The 13,686-nt window shown below is 73.8% G+C and carries 14 protein-coding genes and 1 pseudogene; 8 read left to right on the forward strand and 7 right to left on the reverse strand.

The window, feature by feature from the left end:
- Window positions 1-72 precede the first annotated feature (72 nt).
- From ACWD4A_RS24305 to ACWD4A_RS24315, 3 genes and pseudogenes are all read left to right on the forward strand, one after another.
- Entirely contained in the window at window positions 73-1,113 is a 1,041-nt protein-coding gene (locus ACWD4A_RS24305; protein WP_451197161.1) for an alcohol dehydrogenase catalytic domain-containing protein, read from the forward strand.
- A 423-nt stretch (window positions 1,114-1,536) separates the two neighbouring features.
- Window positions 1,537-2,094, forward strand: a complete 558-nt coding sequence (locus ACWD4A_RS24310; RefSeq protein ID WP_451197162.1) for a DUF3291 domain-containing protein — start codon at window positions 1,537-1,539, stop codon at window positions 2,092-2,094.
- 119 nt (window positions 2,095-2,213) lie between these two features.
- A pseudogene (locus tag ACWD4A_RS24315) lies at window positions 2,214-2,366 on the forward strand (YciI family protein); the annotation flags it as partial.
- A 37-nt stretch (window positions 2,367-2,403) separates the two neighbouring features.
- Here ACWD4A_RS24315 and ACWD4A_RS24320 read toward each other — a convergent pair.
- Genes ACWD4A_RS24320 through ACWD4A_RS24330 form a run of 3 tightly spaced genes read right to left on the reverse strand, consistent with a single transcriptional unit; the run spans window position 2,404 to window position 5,448 of the window.
- A complete protein-coding gene (locus tag ACWD4A_RS24320) occupies window positions 2,404-3,396 on the reverse strand; it encodes an acyl-CoA dehydrogenase family protein (RefSeq protein WP_451197164.1) in 993 nt (330 codons plus the stop codon).
- A gap of 34 nt (window positions 3,397-3,430) precedes the next feature.
- Complete coding sequence (locus ACWD4A_RS24325; RefSeq protein WP_451197165.1) at window positions 3,431-4,606, reverse strand: acyl-CoA dehydrogenase family protein; 1,176 nt, start codon at window positions 4,604-4,606, stop codon at window positions 3,431-3,433.
- Window positions 4,606-5,448: an enoyl-CoA hydratase gene (locus ACWD4A_RS24330; protein ID WP_451197166.1), complete on the reverse strand. Its 843-nt coding sequence runs from the start codon at window positions 5,446-5,448 to the stop codon at window positions 4,606-4,608. The genes ACWD4A_RS24325 and ACWD4A_RS24330 overlap by 1 nt, the downstream gene beginning before the upstream one ends.
- 45 nt (window positions 5,449-5,493) lie before the next feature.
- On the opposite strand from ACWD4A_RS24330, the gene ACWD4A_RS24335 reads away from it, so the two are divergent.
- The 3 genes from ACWD4A_RS24335 to ACWD4A_RS24345 are packed head-to-tail and all read left to right on the forward strand — an operon-like array spanning window position 5,494 to window position 8,139.
- The gene (locus ACWD4A_RS24335; RefSeq protein WP_451197167.1) at window positions 5,494-6,327 is read left to right on the forward strand and encodes an SDR family oxidoreductase; all 834 of its coding nucleotides are present in this window, start codon (window positions 5,494-5,496) and stop codon (window positions 6,325-6,327) included.
- Window positions 6,324-6,956 carry a TetR/AcrR family transcriptional regulator gene (locus tag ACWD4A_RS24340; protein ID WP_451197168.1) on the forward strand — a complete coding sequence of 211 codons (633 nt, stop codon included), beginning with the start codon at window positions 6,324-6,326 and terminating at the stop codon, window positions 6,954-6,956. The genes ACWD4A_RS24335 and ACWD4A_RS24340 overlap by 4 nt, the downstream gene beginning before the upstream one ends.
- Before the next feature lie 25 nt (window positions 6,957-6,981).
- Window positions 6,982-8,139 (forward strand): acetyl-CoA C-acetyltransferase, encoded by a 1,158-nt coding sequence (locus tag ACWD4A_RS24345; RefSeq protein ID WP_451197169.1) that lies wholly within the window; start codon window positions 6,982-6,984, stop codon window positions 8,137-8,139.
- Between the two features lie 248 nt (window positions 8,140-8,387).
- Here ACWD4A_RS24345 and ACWD4A_RS24350 read toward each other — a convergent pair whose 3' ends face one another.
- Genes ACWD4A_RS24350 through ACWD4A_RS24365 form a run of 4 tightly spaced genes read right to left on the reverse strand, consistent with a single transcriptional unit; the run spans window position 8,388 to window position 11,789 of the window.
- Window positions 8,388-9,437, reverse strand: a complete 1,050-nt coding sequence (locus tag ACWD4A_RS24350; protein WP_451197170.1) for an NAD(P)H-dependent flavin oxidoreductase — start codon at window positions 9,435-9,437, stop codon at window positions 8,388-8,390.
- Window positions 9,434-10,186: a CoA-transferase subunit beta gene (locus tag ACWD4A_RS24355; protein ID WP_451197172.1), complete on the reverse strand. Its 753-nt coding sequence runs from the start codon at window positions 10,184-10,186 to the stop codon at window positions 9,434-9,436. Before ACWD4A_RS24355 ends, ACWD4A_RS24350 begins: the two co-directional genes overlap by 4 nt.
- Window positions 10,183-11,049: a CoA transferase subunit A gene (locus ACWD4A_RS24360; protein WP_451197173.1), complete on the reverse strand. Its 867-nt coding sequence runs from the start codon at window positions 11,047-11,049 to the stop codon at window positions 10,183-10,185. The genes ACWD4A_RS24355 and ACWD4A_RS24360 overlap by 4 nt, the downstream gene beginning before the upstream one ends.
- The gene (locus ACWD4A_RS24365; RefSeq protein ID WP_451197175.1) at window positions 11,046-11,789 is read right to left on the reverse strand and encodes an enoyl-CoA hydratase family protein; all 744 of its coding nucleotides are present in this window, start codon (window positions 11,787-11,789) and stop codon (window positions 11,046-11,048) included. The genes ACWD4A_RS24360 and ACWD4A_RS24365 overlap by 4 nt, the downstream gene beginning before the upstream one ends.
- A gap of 80 nt (window positions 11,790-11,869) precedes the next feature.
- On the opposite strand from ACWD4A_RS24365, the gene ACWD4A_RS24370 reads away from it, so the two are divergent.
- Both ACWD4A_RS24370 and ACWD4A_RS24375 read left to right on the forward strand, forming a co-directional pair.
- Window positions 11,870-12,664 carry an SDR family oxidoreductase gene (locus ACWD4A_RS24370; RefSeq protein ID WP_451197176.1) on the forward strand — a complete coding sequence of 265 codons (795 nt, stop codon included), beginning with the start codon at window positions 11,870-11,872 and terminating at the stop codon, window positions 12,662-12,664.
- A complete protein-coding gene (locus ACWD4A_RS24375) occupies window positions 12,655-13,575 on the forward strand; it encodes an SDR family oxidoreductase (RefSeq protein ID WP_451197177.1) in 921 nt (306 codons plus the stop codon). The genes ACWD4A_RS24370 and ACWD4A_RS24375 overlap by 10 nt, the downstream gene beginning before the upstream one ends.
- Window positions 13,576-13,686 lie beyond the last annotated feature (111 nt).

Consider the following 13,686-nt stretch of genomic DNA (forward strand, 5'->3'; position numbering starts at 1 on the left):
CGTAACCGGTCAAGACTGGAGAAGCCAGTACGCGGGGTTTCCCCCGCTCGTGCCGCTACGAAGGGTCACGTCATGTCTGCTTCCCCTGCTTCCACGGCCTCGCTTCGTGCCGTACGGATCGCCGCCCCGGGCCAGGCGCCCGAGCTGGCCGAGGTCCCGGCCCGCGAGCCCGGCCCCGGTGCCGTGCGGATCACGGTCGAGGCGTGCGGGGTGTGCCACTCCGACCTCCTCATCGCGGCCGGGGTTCTGCCGGGCACCACCTTCCCCGTCACGCCCGGACACGAGATCGCCGGCCGCATCGACGCCCTCGGAGAGGGCGTGGAGGGCCGGCAGATCGGCGACCGGGTCGCCGTCGGCTGGTACGGCGGCAGTTGTGGCCGCTGCGACGCCTGCCGCGACGGCGACGCCGTCCTGTGCCGGCAGCTCGCGGTCCCCGGCGCCGCCTACCCCGGCGGCTACGCCGACTCGATCGTCGTCCCCGCCATGGCGCTGGCCGCGATCCCCGACGAGCTGACCGCCGTCGAGGCCGCCCCGCTGGCGTGCGCGGGCGTCACCGTCTTCAACGCGCTGCGCCGCTCCGCCGCCCGCCCCGGCGACACCGTCGCCGTCCTGGGCCTGGGCGGGCTCGGACACCTGGGCGTGCAGTTCGCCCGCGCCATGGGCTTCCGCACCGTGGCCATCGCCCGCGGCCAGGAGAAGAAGGACCTGGCCCAGCGGCTCGGCGCCGCGCATTACGTCGACAGCACCGAAGGCGACGTCGCCGGGCAGCTCCAGGCCCTCGGCGGGGCCAGGGTGGTCCTCGCCACGGTCACCGACGCCGGCGCCATGTCCGCCACCGTCGACGGCCTCGGACGGCGCGGCGAACTGGTCATCGTCGGCGTCTCGCCCGACCCGCTCCAGGTCAGCGGCCTCCAACTGCTGAACGGTGACCGGAAGATCTACGCGCACTCCTCCGGCGCCGCTTTCGACATCCAGGACACCCTGCGCTTCGCCGCGCAGACCGGCGTACGCGCCTGGACCGAAGAGGTCCCGCTGGCGGAGACCGCCGCTGCCGTGGAGCGGATGACCAGCGGAAAGGCCCGCTTCCGCATGGTCGTCACCACCGGCCGCTGACCTTCCTCCCCCGTACGGGGCCCTGCGCCTGTCCACCGACGAACGCGACCACCTGTACGCGGTCGCCGACCACCAGCCCCCGCAGGGCCCGGGCACGACCAGCGTGAGGGCGGTACTTCACTCCCGGCAGGCATCCGGCAGGCATCCGGCAGGCCGACGCCTTGAGCGTACGCACCCGCACCCGCAGCCGGTGCCCGCTCCTGTGGCCGTAGGCCATCTGCCCCGCCCGTCACCGCCCCAGCCCCCGCAATGACCGGTGCGATAGGGCACTTGGGCAGGGAAAACGCAACTTCGACAGGGGCCGCGGAGGCAGCTACCTTCACCTGGTCTTCGGCGATCGCCCACGGTCGCACAGGAGTTTCTTCAGGCCTGAGCCACCGCGGACCGGGTCCACACCAGGCACCCCCAACCAGGGAGAGACGCATGCCCCATCTTGCTCTGTACACATTCGGCGTCCTGAAGTCACCTCTCGCCGATCCCGCACCTCTCACGCGCGAACTCCACGACAGCGGCGAGGCCATCTACCGGAAGATCAGCCGGCACCCCGGATACCTCGCTCATGCCGAAGCGGCAGACGGCGGCCGGGGCACACACTTCGACTTGAACTGGGGCGCGTGGGGAGAGTTCGCCGTACCGACCTGGTACGGCAAGGGTCGCACGGTGGAAACCACCGCCCTGGCCACGACCCTCTCGCTCTGGACCGACCTCGGCCCCGCCTTCGACGCCATCTACACCGGTCTGCACCGAGAGGCACTCAACAGGCGTTACGACTGGTTCGAGAAGACAGCACACCCGAATCACGTGTTCTGGTGGGTCTCCGACGGCGTGATACCCACCTGGCAGGACGGGGTTTCCAGGCTGGAACACCTCCACGACCACGGCTCCGCACCGCACGCCTTCACCTTCCGCCACTCGTTCGCCCCGGACGGAACTCCGACCAGGATCAAAGGCATCGGGCCGCAGAGCGACCAGGTTCGCTGACTACCACCGCGACCGGACCGGCTCCCTGCCGCTGCGCGAGGAGTTGCTCGAAGAGCATGGGCCTATATGGACCGGTACACGGAGGAGATGATCGCCCGGCGGCCGGACCGGAGGCGATCTACGGGCCGCTGCTGTCCGACGACGGCGCCGTCTGGCTGGGCACAGCGGCGTTGATCCGGGCCCAGGACCCGGACACGGCACGTGCCATCCTGACCCCGGACCTGTACGCCGACATCGAGGTGCACAACTGGCGGTTCGGTGGGCGGCCGTGATGAGCGAAGGCGTCCAGGCCGGGGAGAAGGCCGCGGGTCAGTCGGGCAGCAGGTCCAGCGCGTGGGCCCGGCACTCCGCCGGAGTGCCCCACGCCGACCGCAGCGCCCGCGCCTTGCCGAACCACAGGGACAGGTCGTACTCGGCGGTGTAACCGATCGCCCCGTGCAACTGAAGCGCCGTCCGGGCGGCCGCGTACGCCGCGTCGCAGGCGGAGGCCTTCGCCGCGGCCACCCCCGCCGGGGCGTCCGGCGCGCCCGCCGCGAGGGCGACCGCGGCGCCGTACACCAGCGGACCGGCGAACTCCAGTCCCACCAAGGTGTCCGCCAGCCGGTGCTTCACTGCCTGGAACGCGCCGATCGGCGAGCCGAACTGCGTACGCCGCCGCGCGTGCGCGACGGTCCGTTCCAGCAGCGCGTACCCGACCCCCAGCGCCTGTGCGGCGACCGCGAACGCCGCCAGGTCCGCCGCGTACGCCACGGCGTTCCGTACTCCCGGCCCGGTGGCCAGTGTCTCCCCGCCGCCGTCCGGCCGCGCGAGCCGCCGCGCCGGATCGAGGGACGGCTGTACGGGGCCGTGGCCCGTCGCGAGCCGCAGCGTGTCCGTGCCCGGAGCCACGGCGAGGATCCCGTCGCACACGTCCGCGTCCAGGGCGTACGGACCGCCCGCCGGGAGCGTCAGCGTCACCCTCGCCGCACCGGAGCGGATGCGGGGGAGCCAGGCGTCGGCGGGGGCCGGTGTGCCGAGCTCGGCGAGTCGGGAGAGGAGAGCGGCCGCCGCGACCGTCTCGGCCAAGGGGCCGGGCGCCGCGTGACGGCCCAACTCGACGAATACGAGGGTGAGTTCCGTGGCGGTGTCCGGGCCGGTCAGGGTGAAGACATCGGCCTTCGCGAGCCGCTCCCACAGCGCCAGGCCGGGCCGGTGATCGCCGCGCGCCCACGCGCGGACGGCCGAGGGAGTGTCGGCCGCGCCGAGCATCCGGCGCAGCGAGTCCTGGAACTGCCGCTGTTCATCGTCCAGTACGAACCGCATGCGCACGTTCCTTCCGCCCGCGGCGGCCCCGCGCTCACCGCCGCCGTCCCCGCGGCAGCCCGAGCAGCCGCTCCGCCACCACATCCCGCTGGATCTCGTTCGTCCCCGCGTAGATCGGCCCCGCCAGCGCGAACACGAAGCCGTCCGCCCAGCCGAACGGAGCCTCCGGGGCGTCGGAGGCCAACTCGCCGCGTGCGCCGAGCAGATCGAGCGCCGTCTCGTGCAGCGCCAGGTCCAGCTCGGACCAGAACAGCTTGGTCGCACTGGCCTCCGCCACCGGCGGCTCCGCGCTCCCGGCGGCGAGCCGCCTCGCGCGGCCGTAGGCGAACAACTGGTACGCCCGCGCCCTGATGACGACGTCGGCCACCCGCTCCCGGAGCGCCGCGTCACCCGGGTCCCCCGTCTCGCGCCACAGGGCGACCAGCCGCCGCGCCGCGGCGAGGAAGCGGCCGGGGCTGCGCAGGGTCAGCCCCCGCTCGTGGCCCGCGGTGCTCATGGCCACGCTCCAGCCCCGCCCCGGCTCGCCGATCACGTCCGCGTCCGGCACGAACACGTCGTCGAGGAAGAGCTCGGCGAAGGCCGGCCTGCCGTCGAGGCGGCCGACGGGCCGCACCGTCACCCCCTCCGCGTCCAGCGGGAACATCACATACGTCAGCCCGTGGTGCGGCGGCCGCTCCGGGTCCGGATGGCTGCGGAACAGACCGAAGGCCCGGTCGGCGAACGCCGCCCGCGACGACCAGGTCTTCTGCCCGCGCAGGCGCCAGCCGCCCGCCGCCGGCACGGCGACCGACCGCAAGGACGCGAGGTCCGAGCCCGCCTCCGGCTCCGACCAGGCCTGCGCCCAGACCGTCGCACCGTTCGCCATCGACGGCAGGACCCGGGCGCGCTGCTCCTCGGTGCCGTGCGCGAGGAGGGTGGGGGCGAGGAGGCCGATGCCGTTCTGGGTGACACGGCCGGGAGCGCCGGCCGCGTAGTACTCCTCCTCGAAGAGCAGCCACTCCAGCAGCGACCGGTCCCGTCCGCCGTACGCGGCGGGCCAGGACACCACGGACCAGCGGTCCGCCGCCAACGTCCGCTCCCACGCGCGGTGTTCGGCGAACCCCTCCCGCGTCTCCAGAGAGCGCAGCGGCGTGCGCGGTACGTGCGCGGCGAGCCAGTCGCGGGCCTCCGCGCGGAACGCCGCCTCCTCCGCGGTGAGATCCAGGTCCATCAGGCACCGCGCTCCTTCATCGCGCGGACGTCCATGCCGCCGAGCGGGTCGCCGCCGGTCTCGGCGTTGTGGGCGTGCGCGAGGTGGTGGAGGGCGAACGCCGCGTCGAGCCCGCTGTGCAGCCCCTGGAGGTCCTCCGCCTGATTGACCGCCCGCTTCGCGAGCGCGAGCCCCATCCGCGGCATCCCGGCGATACGTGTCGCCAACTCCTCGGCTTCGGCGGCGAGTCGTTCGCGCGGCACCACGCGGTTGACCATGCCGAGCTCGTACGCGCGCCGCGCGCTCATCCGGTCGCCGGTGTAGAGGAACTCCTTGGCGACGCGCGGCGGCATCACCCACGGATGGGCGAAGTACTCGACACCGGGGATGCCCATCCGGACGACCGGGTCGGCGAAGAAGGCGTCCTCGCTCGCCACGATCAGGTCGCAGACCCAGGCCAGCATCAACCCGCCTGCCACACAGGCGCCTTGGACCGCCGCGACCACCGGCTTGGGCAGCTCGCGCCAGCGCCTGCACATGCCCAGGTACACCTCGGACTCGCGGGCGTAACGGCTCTCCGCGCCCGTCTTGCCGGAGTGGTCCCACCACAGGCCCGCCCGGCGCGGACGGGGAAGATGGGCGTCGCGCCCGGGGGAGCCGATGTCATGGCCCGCCGAGAAGTGCCCGCCCGCCCCGGCGAGGATCACCACCGCCACACCGTCGTCGTCCGCCGCCCGCCGGAAGGCGTCGTCGAGCGCGTAAGTCATCGCGGAATTCTGGGCGTTGCGATACCGCGGCCGGTCCATGGTGACCGTCGCGAGCGGGCCCTTCCGCTCGTACCGCACTGTCGGGTCAGCGGCCATCGCCCATCCTTCCCTAACAAGTGTTTGGTAGGTTAACGTACCGTCATGAGCAGCGTCGAGGAGTCCCGCACGGAGTCCCGCACCGCCTCCCGGCCCGGCCCGCCGCCCTATCTCCCCGGCCATGAACTCCTGTCGGGCCGTACCGCCGTCATCACCGCCGCCGCGGGCACCGGCATCGGCGGGGCCACCGCGCGCCGCTTCCTGGAGGAGGGCGCCCGCGTCGTCCTCGGCGACGCGCACGCCCGCCGGCTCCGGGCCACCGTCGCGGCGCTCAGCGACTGCTTCGGCTCCCGCCAGGTCGCCGGACTGCCCTGCGACGTCACCGACGAGGCCCAGGTCGCCGCCCTCCTCGACCTCGCGGAGGAACGCCACGGCGCCCTCGACATCGTCGTCAACAACGCCGGGCTCGGCGGCACCGCGGACCTCGTGGAGATGACCGACGAACAGTGGGACAAGGTCATCGACACCTCCCTCAACGGCACCTTCCGCTGCACCCGCGCCGCACTCCGCCGGATGCGGGACAGCGGCACCGGCGGTGGCGTCGTCGTCAACAACGCCTCCGTCATGGGCTGGCGCGCCCAGCGCGGCCAGGCCCACTACGCCGCCGCCAAGGCCGGGGTGATGGCCCTCACCCGCTGCGCCGCTGTCGAGGCCGCCGCCTACGGCGTCCGCGTCAACGCGGTCTCGCCGAGCCTCGCCCTGCACCCGCACCTGGCCGGGGTCACCACCCCCGAGCTGCTCGCCGAACTGACGGAGCGTGAGCCGTTCGGCCGGGCCGCGGAGCCCTGGGAGGTCGCCAACGTGATCGTCTTCCTCGCCAGCGGCTACTCCTCGTACATGACCGGGGAGACGGTTTCCGTCAGCAGCCAGCGCGCGTGACCGAGAATGACCCCGTGCCGAACAGCAAGCAGACCCCCGCGAACCCCGCCGCTCCCGCACGGCGCCGCGAACTCCTCGCGACCGCCGCCGAGGTCTTCGCCGCCCAGGGCTACGACGCCACCACCGTCCGCAGGATCGCCGACACGGCCGGCCTGCTCGCGGGCAGCCTCTACTACCACTTCGACTCCAAGGAGTCGATGCTCGACGAGATCCTCTCCACCTTCCTGGACGAGCTGTGGGCGGGCTACGACGCCGTGCTCGCCGCGGACCACGGGCCCCGCGAGACCCTGGAGGCCCTCGTCACCGAGTCCTTCCGCGCGATCGACCGGCACCGTCCCGCCGTCGCCATCTACCAGAAGGAGTCCCGGCACCTCGCGGGCCGGCCGCGCTTCGGCTATCTCACCGACTCGCAGCGGCGGTTCGAGAAGGCGTGGCTGGGCACCCTGCGACGCGGCGTCGCCGAACGGGCGTTCCGCGCCGACCTCGACACCCGGCTCGCCTACCGCTTCGTCCGCGACACCGTGTGGGTCGCCGCGTCCTGGTACCGGCCGGGCGGACGGCACGCGCCCGAGGAGATCGCCCGCCAGTACCTGTCGATGGTCCTGGACGGCATCGCCGTCCGGGAGTGAGCGACCGACCCGAGGAGCAACAGCCATGGCAGAGGCCTACGTCGTCGAAGCGGTCCGCACCCCCGTCGGCAGACGGGGCGGCGGGCTCTCCGCCGTCCACCCCGCCGACCTCGGCGCCCACGTGCTGCGGGCGCTGATGGACCGCACCGGCGTGGACCCGGCCGCCGTCGACGACGTGGTCCTCGGCTGCCTCGACGCGGTGGGTCCGCAGGCCGGGGACATCGCCCGGACGAGCTGGCTCGCCGCGGGCCTCCCCGAGGAGGTGCCCGGCGTCACCGTCGACCGGCAGTGCGGCTCCGGTCAGCAGGCCGTCCACTTCGCCGCCCAGGGCGTGCTCTCCGGCACCCAGGACCTCGTCGTCGCGGGCGGCGTGCAGAACATGTCGCTGGTCCCCATCGCGTACGCCGCCCGCCGGGCCGCCGAGCCGCTGGGACTGACCGACGGCCCGTACGCCGGGTCGGCGGGCTGGCGGGCCCGCTACGGCGACCGGACCGTCAGCCAGTTCCACGGCGCCGAGGCGATCGCCGGACAGTGGGGCATCACCCGCGAGGCGATGGAGGAGTTCGCGCTCGGCTCCCACCGGCGGGCCGTACGGGCCGCCGACGAGGGCCGCTTCGACCGCGAGCTCGTCCCGCTGGGCACGGTGACGGTGGACGAGGGGCCGCGCCGCGACACCTCCCTGGCGAAGATGGCCGCGCTCCGGCCGGTGCTGCCCGGCGGGACGCTGACGGCGGCGCTCTCCTCCCAGGTCTCGGACGGGGCGGCGGCCGTCCTCGTCGCGAGCGAACGCGCCCTGCGCGACCACGGCCTGACCCCGCGCGCCCGCGTCCACCACCTCTCCGCGCGCGGCGAGGACCCCATCCGGATGCTGTCCGCGCCCATCCCGGCCACCGACCACGCGCTCAAGCGGTCCGGGTTGACGATCGACGACATCGACCTGGTCGAGATCAACGAGGCCTTCGCCTCGGTGGTTCTGGCCTGGCTGCGGGAGACGGGTGCGGATCCGGGCCGGGTCAATGTCAACGGCGGCGCGATCGCGCTGGGTCATCCGTTGGGGGCGACCGGTGCGAAGCTGCTGACCACCCTCCTGCACGAACTGGAGCGCGTCGGCGGCCGCTACGGCCTGCTGACCATGTGCGAGGGCGGCGGCCAGGCGAACGTGACGATCGTCGAACGGCTGTGACCACCGGGGTCTTTTCTCCCCGGTCCCGCCCCTTCCCGCAGTGTCGATGTGCGGCTTCGCCGCGTGAGGGGGAGACCCCCGGACCCCCGAAGCGGCTTCGCCGCTTGTCCTCAATCGCCGGACGGGCTGATTTTGCCCGCAGGTTGTGGACTACGGTCCGCAAATCCAGCCCGTCCGGCGTTTGAGGACGCGCCCGAAGGGCGCTCCCGCCGCAGGCGGCGAACCGGCCCGCAGCCCAGGGCCGGCAGTCACCACCGCGCCGCCAATACCGAAAGCGTCTCCGACGCCTCCCGCATCACCCGTTCCACCAGCTCCGCACACGACGGCAGGTCGTCGATGACCCCGGCGACCTGTCCCGCCGCCATCACCCCGAGGTCCGTACGCCCGTCCACCATCGCGGCCTTCAGCATCATCGGCGTGTTCGCCGCCAGCAATACCTGACTCCAGGTCAGATCCCGGCCGCGCCGCGCGGCCAGCCCCTCGCGCAGCAGGCGCAGCGGACCCAGGCCCGACACCTCGCGGAAGGCGGCGGCGTGCCGCAGCGCCCGGAGGAGCGAGGCGGTGCGCCCCGACCGTTCGAGCGCCGTGACGAAGGGCGTCCGCAGCATCCGGTGGGGGAGCCCGTCGACCTTCGTCGTCACCGTGACGTCCCCGACCGACGCGGCGAGGTACACGGCCTTCACCGCGTCCGGGACCGTGCTGTCGGACGTGAGGAGGAAACGGGTGCCCATCGCCACGCCCGACGCCCCGAACGCCAGCGCCGCCGCCAGCCCGCGCCCGTCGTGGAAGCCGCCCGCCGCGACGACCGGAATGCCGACCGCGTCCACCACCTGCGGCAGCAGGACCGTCGTCGCCACCCCGCCCGTGTGCCCGCCGCCCTCGCCGCCCTGCACCACCACCGCGTCCGCGCCCCACGCCGCCACCTTCTCGGCGTGGCGCCGCGCGCCCACCGACGGGACGACCACGACACCGGCGTCCTTGAGCCGGGCGATCAGCTCCCGCGAGGGCGCGAGCGCGAACGAGGCGACCCGCACCCCCTCCTCGACGACGACGGCGACCCGTTCGGCCGCGTCACCGGCGTCCGCGCGGAGATTCACCCCGAACGGACGGTCCGTACGCGACCTCACCTCCCTTATCGCCGAACGGAGTTGATCCAGGGTCATCGTCGCGGAGGCCAGGATGCCCAGGGCCCCGGCGTTCGCCGCCGCCGACACCAGCCGGGGGCCCGCCACCCAGCCCATGCCGGTCTGCACGAGGGGGTAACGGACCCCGGTCAGCTCGGTGAACGCCGTCCTCACACCCGCACCTCCCGCTCCCGCAGGCCGTCCGGGTCGAGGACCTCGCGGAGGAGCCGCAGCTCCTCGGCGGTCGGGGCGCGGGTGACGGGTGTGCCGTCCGGGACGTCGAGCGGGAAGCCCGTCGCCGCTCCGAGCTCCTCGGGGGTCACGCCGGGATGCAGGGAACGCACCCGCATCGAACGGTCCGGCGTCGCGAAGTCGAGCACGGCCAGATCGGTGACGACCCGGCGGAGTTCATGGAAACGGGAGGCGGACGGACCGGCGGCCGCCGCCCGGTCGTGACCGACGCCGCAGACCATGTCGACCCGCTCGACCAGCACCCGCGGGGAGTGCCGGGGGATCCAGTAACTGGTCGGATTGTTCAGGGTGTTGACGGACGCTCCGCGCACCCCCAGCAGCTGCCGCGCGGGGCGCCGCCAGTCGCCGACGCACGAGATGTTCTGGTTGCCGTACCGGTCGAGCTGGCTCGCGCCCATCATCACATGCCGCCCGCCGCCGGTGACCAGCGCGAGATGGCGGCGGAACGGCAGCCACCCCTCGACGGCGCGCGCCCGCCCGCCCAGCGGCGGCACATCGGCGATCAGCATGGCCTCCCCGTCCGTCAGCAACAGGTCGGGCGCGAAGGTGAGCCGTGCCAGCCGCGCGCCGAGCGTGGGCACCGTGCCCATCGGGCTCGCCAGGATCTCCCCGTCACCGCGCCACGCCTCGGCGCACGCGACGACGCACACCTCCGCCCTGGTCGCCGTCATGCCGCGGCCCCGCCGAACTCCGCGACCGCCGCCCGGTAGGCGTCCTCGTCCCCGGAGAGGAAACGGTCCGTGAACTCCCGCCAGGCCGCCGGATCGGCCGCCGCCCGCGCGTACGCGGACTGGAACACCTCGTCCCGGTCGTAGTCGGGAGCGCAGGACGTGAAGTGGGCACCGCCCGGCGCCTCGATCACCCCGGTGACGCGGTGCCGTTGCACCAGCAGCGTCTGCGGCCCACCCGCCGCCGCGAACTCCACGCTGTCCACGACGCGTTCGCAGGAGACGTACGCCTCCCGCGCCGCCTCGCAGAACAGGTCGTCCAGATACGGGTCGGGTCCCAAGTACTGGGCGTTGCCCCGCCGGTCCGCCCGGTTGAGGTGGACCAGCGCGGCGTCCAGCGTCAGCGCGGGCACCGCGACGAACTCCTCCCCGTCCTCGTACGGCGAAGCGACCGTCCGCAGGCCCGGGTTGACCGTCATCACGTCCGAGCCCAGCCCGGCCCGCACGGGCAGGAACGGCAGCCGGTGCGCGGCGGCCGTCAGCCCCCACAGGAACATCGCCTCGTCCAGCTCCGTCAGCTCGAACGCGCCGCGCTCCCGGGCCGCCCGGAAGTGCGGTTCGAGCGGTACGGAGTCCAGGGTGACGAAGGGCGCGACCAGTCTGCGGATCCGCCCGGCCGCCGCCAGCAGGCCCACGTCCGGACCGCCGCAGGACACCACCGTCAGATCGGTGACGCCGGAGCGCAGCAGGGCCCGCACGAGAGCCATCGGCTTGCGGCGGGAACCCCAGCCGCCGATGCCGACGGTCATCCCGCTCTCCAGCCGGGCCACCGCCTCGTCCGCGGTCGTCCTCTTGTCGGCGGTCATGACTCCCGCTCCTCGAAGAAGGCCGCCCGGCGGCGGTCCCCGGCTCCGCCGAGCCCGGCCTCGAAGGTGAAGCCCTGCTCGTAGCGGTAGCTGCGGTGCACGTCGACCGGGTCGATGCCGTTGATGGCCGCCTTGGCCATGCGCAGCAGTGTGCCGTCCTTGGCGGCGATCTCCCGCGCCAACTCCAGCGCTGCGGACCGGAGTTCGTCGCGCGGCACGACCCGCCACACGGAACCGTGTCCGTGCAGCTCCCGCGCGGTGACCGTGCGCGAGGTGAAGTACAGCGTGCGCATCAGGTGCTGCGGCACGAGCCGGGCCAGATGGGTGGCGGCCCCGAGAGCACCCCGGTCCAGCTCCGGCAGGCCGAAGGTGGCGTCGTCGGACGCGACGACCGCGTCGGCGTTCCCGGCCAGGCCGACGCCGCCGCCGAGACAGAAGCCGTGCACGGCGGCCACCACCGGCACCGCGCAGTCGTAGACGGCCGAAAAGGCCGCCGCACAGGCGTGGTTGACGCCGATCAGGGCCTGGTGGTCGCCCCGGATCTCCTTGAGGTCGACACCGGCGTTGAAGCCGCGCCCGGCGGCGGCCAGGACGACACAGCGGACCGCGGGGTCGTCGCCCGCCGCGCGGACCGCCGCCGCCAGGTCGTACCAGCCCCGCACGGGCAGGGCGTTGACCGGCGGGAAGTCCACGGTGACGACGGCGACGGCGGTTTCGGGGCGGGAGGTGGAGACACTCATCGGAGGATCGGCTACCTTTCCACCAAACGTTTGTTAGGTGTCGAAGGTAGCAGCGGACCGGCCACGGCGGGAGGTGCGAAGTGGGCAGCGACGACAGAGCAGTTGACGACGGAGTGGTTGACGGCAGGGTGGTCGTCGTCACCGGCGGTACGCGCGGCATCGGCGCGGGCATCGCCCGCGCCTTCCTGAAGACCGGCGCGCGCGTGGTGGTCTGTGCCCGGCGGCCCCCGGAACGGCCGGTCGCCACGGAGCGCGGCACCGCCCGCTTCCTGCCCGTCGACCTCCGGGACCCCGAGGGCGCACGGGCCTTCTTCGCCCGAGTCGAAGCGGCCCACGGACGGCTGGACGTCCTGGTCAACAACGCCGGGGGCACGCCCTTCCAGCGCCTCGGCGAGGGTGCCGACGAACGGCACGCCCGCATCCTCGACCTCAACCTCACCGCACCGCTGACGGCATCGCTCGCCGCGTACCGGATCATGCGCCGGCAACCGGAGGGCGGTTCCGTCCTGATGATCGGCAGCGTGAGCGGCACCCGGCCCTCCCCGGGCACCGCCGCCTACGGCGCGGCCAAGGCCGGGCTGGAGAACCTCGCCCGCACCATGGCCGTCGAATGGGCGCCCGCGGTCCGGGTCAACACCCTCGTCCTCGGCATGGTCCGCACCGCGGCGGCCCGCCTCCACTACGGCGACGCCGACGGCATCGCCGCCGTCGCACGCACCGTGCCCGCGGGCCGCCTCGCCGAGCCCGACGAGATCGGCGCCGCGGCCGTGTTCCTGGCCTCCGCCGACGCCGCCTACATCACCGGCGCGAGCCTCCTTGTCCACGGCGGCGGCGAACGCCCCGCCTTCCTCGACGGAGCCACGGGATGTCCCTGAAACCCACCGGAATCTGCGCGGGCCGCGTCGTCGTCGTCACCGGCGCCGGCCGCGGCCTCGGGCGGGCCCATGCCCTCGCCCTCGCCGCGGAGGGAGCCCGGGTCGTCGTCAACGACCTCGGGGCGGGCCCCGACGGCGAAGGCAGCTCGGCGGACCCGGCGCGCCAGGTCGCCGACGAGATCACCGCGCGGGGCGGCACCGCCGTGGCCCACCACGCCGACATCGCCACGGACGAGGGCGCCGCCTCCCTCGTCGAGGCCGCCCTGCACCACTACGGACGGCTCGACGCGCTCGTCAACAACGCCGGGTTCCTGCGCGACCGCATGCTCGTCAACCTCGACGAGGACGCCTGGGACGCGGTGGTACGCGTCCACCTCAAAGGCCACTTCCTGCCGCTGCGCCACGCGGCGGCGCACTGGCGCGCCGAGACGAAGGCCGGCCGCCGGCCCGAGGCGCGGGTCGTCAACACGACCTCGGGGGCCGGTCTGCTGGGCAGCGTGGGCCAGGCCAACTACGCCGCCGCGAAGGCCGGCATCGTGGCCCTGACCCTCGTCGCCGCGGCCGAACTCGCCCGGTACGGCGTCCAGACCAACGCGATCGCGCCCGCGGCGCGCACCCGCATGACCGAGCACGTCTTCGCGCGGACGATGGCCGCGCCCGCGACGGGCTTCGACGCCATGTCCCCCGCCAACGTCTCACCGCTGGTGGTGTGGCTGACGTCCACCGCGTCCGCGGGCGTCAGCGGCCACGTCTTCGAGACCGACGGCGGCCGCATCACGGTCATGGAGGGCTGGCACCCCGGCCCCACGGCCGACAAGGGAGCTCGCCGGACGCCGGAGGAGGCGGGCGAGACGGTACGGCGGCTGCTGGCGCGGGCGCGGCGGCGGGGGGTGGTGTACGGGGCTGGGTGACCACCTTGGGTGCGGGCTGGTTGCGGCCGTCGTAGTTGTCCTGGAAGTCGACGGTCTCCTCGTCGATGTCCCGGACCATCTCCATGGACAGCGGCGCCATCTTGCACTCGG

This window comes from Streptomyces sp. NPDC002537 (genome assembly GCF_053594975.1).

Bases quoted from the DNA above. Each gene is read 5' to 3' on its own strand.
- ACWD4A_RS24305 (WP_451197161.1), top strand. From the start codon at position 73: ATGTCTGCTTCCCCTGCTTCCACGGCCTCGCTTCGTGCCGTACGGATC.
- ACWD4A_RS24310 (WP_451197162.1), top strand. From the start codon at position 1,537: ATGCCCCATCTTGCTCTGTACACATTCGGCGTCCTGAAGTCACCTCTC.
- ACWD4A_RS24320 (WP_451197164.1), bottom strand. From the start codon at position 3,396: ATGCGGTTCGTACTGGACGATGAACAGCGGCAGTTCCAGGACTCGCTG.
- ACWD4A_RS24325 (WP_451197165.1), bottom strand. From the start codon at position 4,606: ATGGACCTGGATCTCACCGCGGAGGAGGCGGCGTTCCGCGCGGAGGCC.
- ACWD4A_RS24330 (WP_451197166.1), bottom strand. From the start codon at position 5,448: ATGGCCGCTGACCCGACAGTGCGGTACGAGCGGAAGGGCCCGCTCGCG.
- ACWD4A_RS24335 (WP_451197167.1), top strand. From the start codon at position 5,494: ATGAGCAGCGTCGAGGAGTCCCGCACGGAGTCCCGCACCGCCTCCCGG.
- ACWD4A_RS24345 (WP_451197169.1), top strand. From the start codon at position 6,982: ATGGCAGAGGCCTACGTCGTCGAAGCGGTCCGCACCCCCGTCGGCAGA.
- ACWD4A_RS24355 (WP_451197172.1), bottom strand. From the start codon at position 10,186: ATGACGGCGACCAGGGCGGAGGTGTGCGTCGTCGCGTGCGCCGAGGCG.
- ACWD4A_RS24360 (WP_451197173.1), bottom strand. From the start codon at position 11,049: ATGACCGCCGACAAGAGGACGACCGCGGACGAGGCGGTGGCCCGGCTG.
- ACWD4A_RS24365 (WP_451197175.1), bottom strand. From the start codon at position 11,789: ATGAGTGTCTCCACCTCCCGCCCCGAAACCGCCGTCGCCGTCGTCACC.
- ACWD4A_RS24375 (WP_451197177.1), top strand. From the start codon at position 12,655: ATGTCCCTGAAACCCACCGGAATCTGCGCGGGCCGCGTCGTCGTCGTC.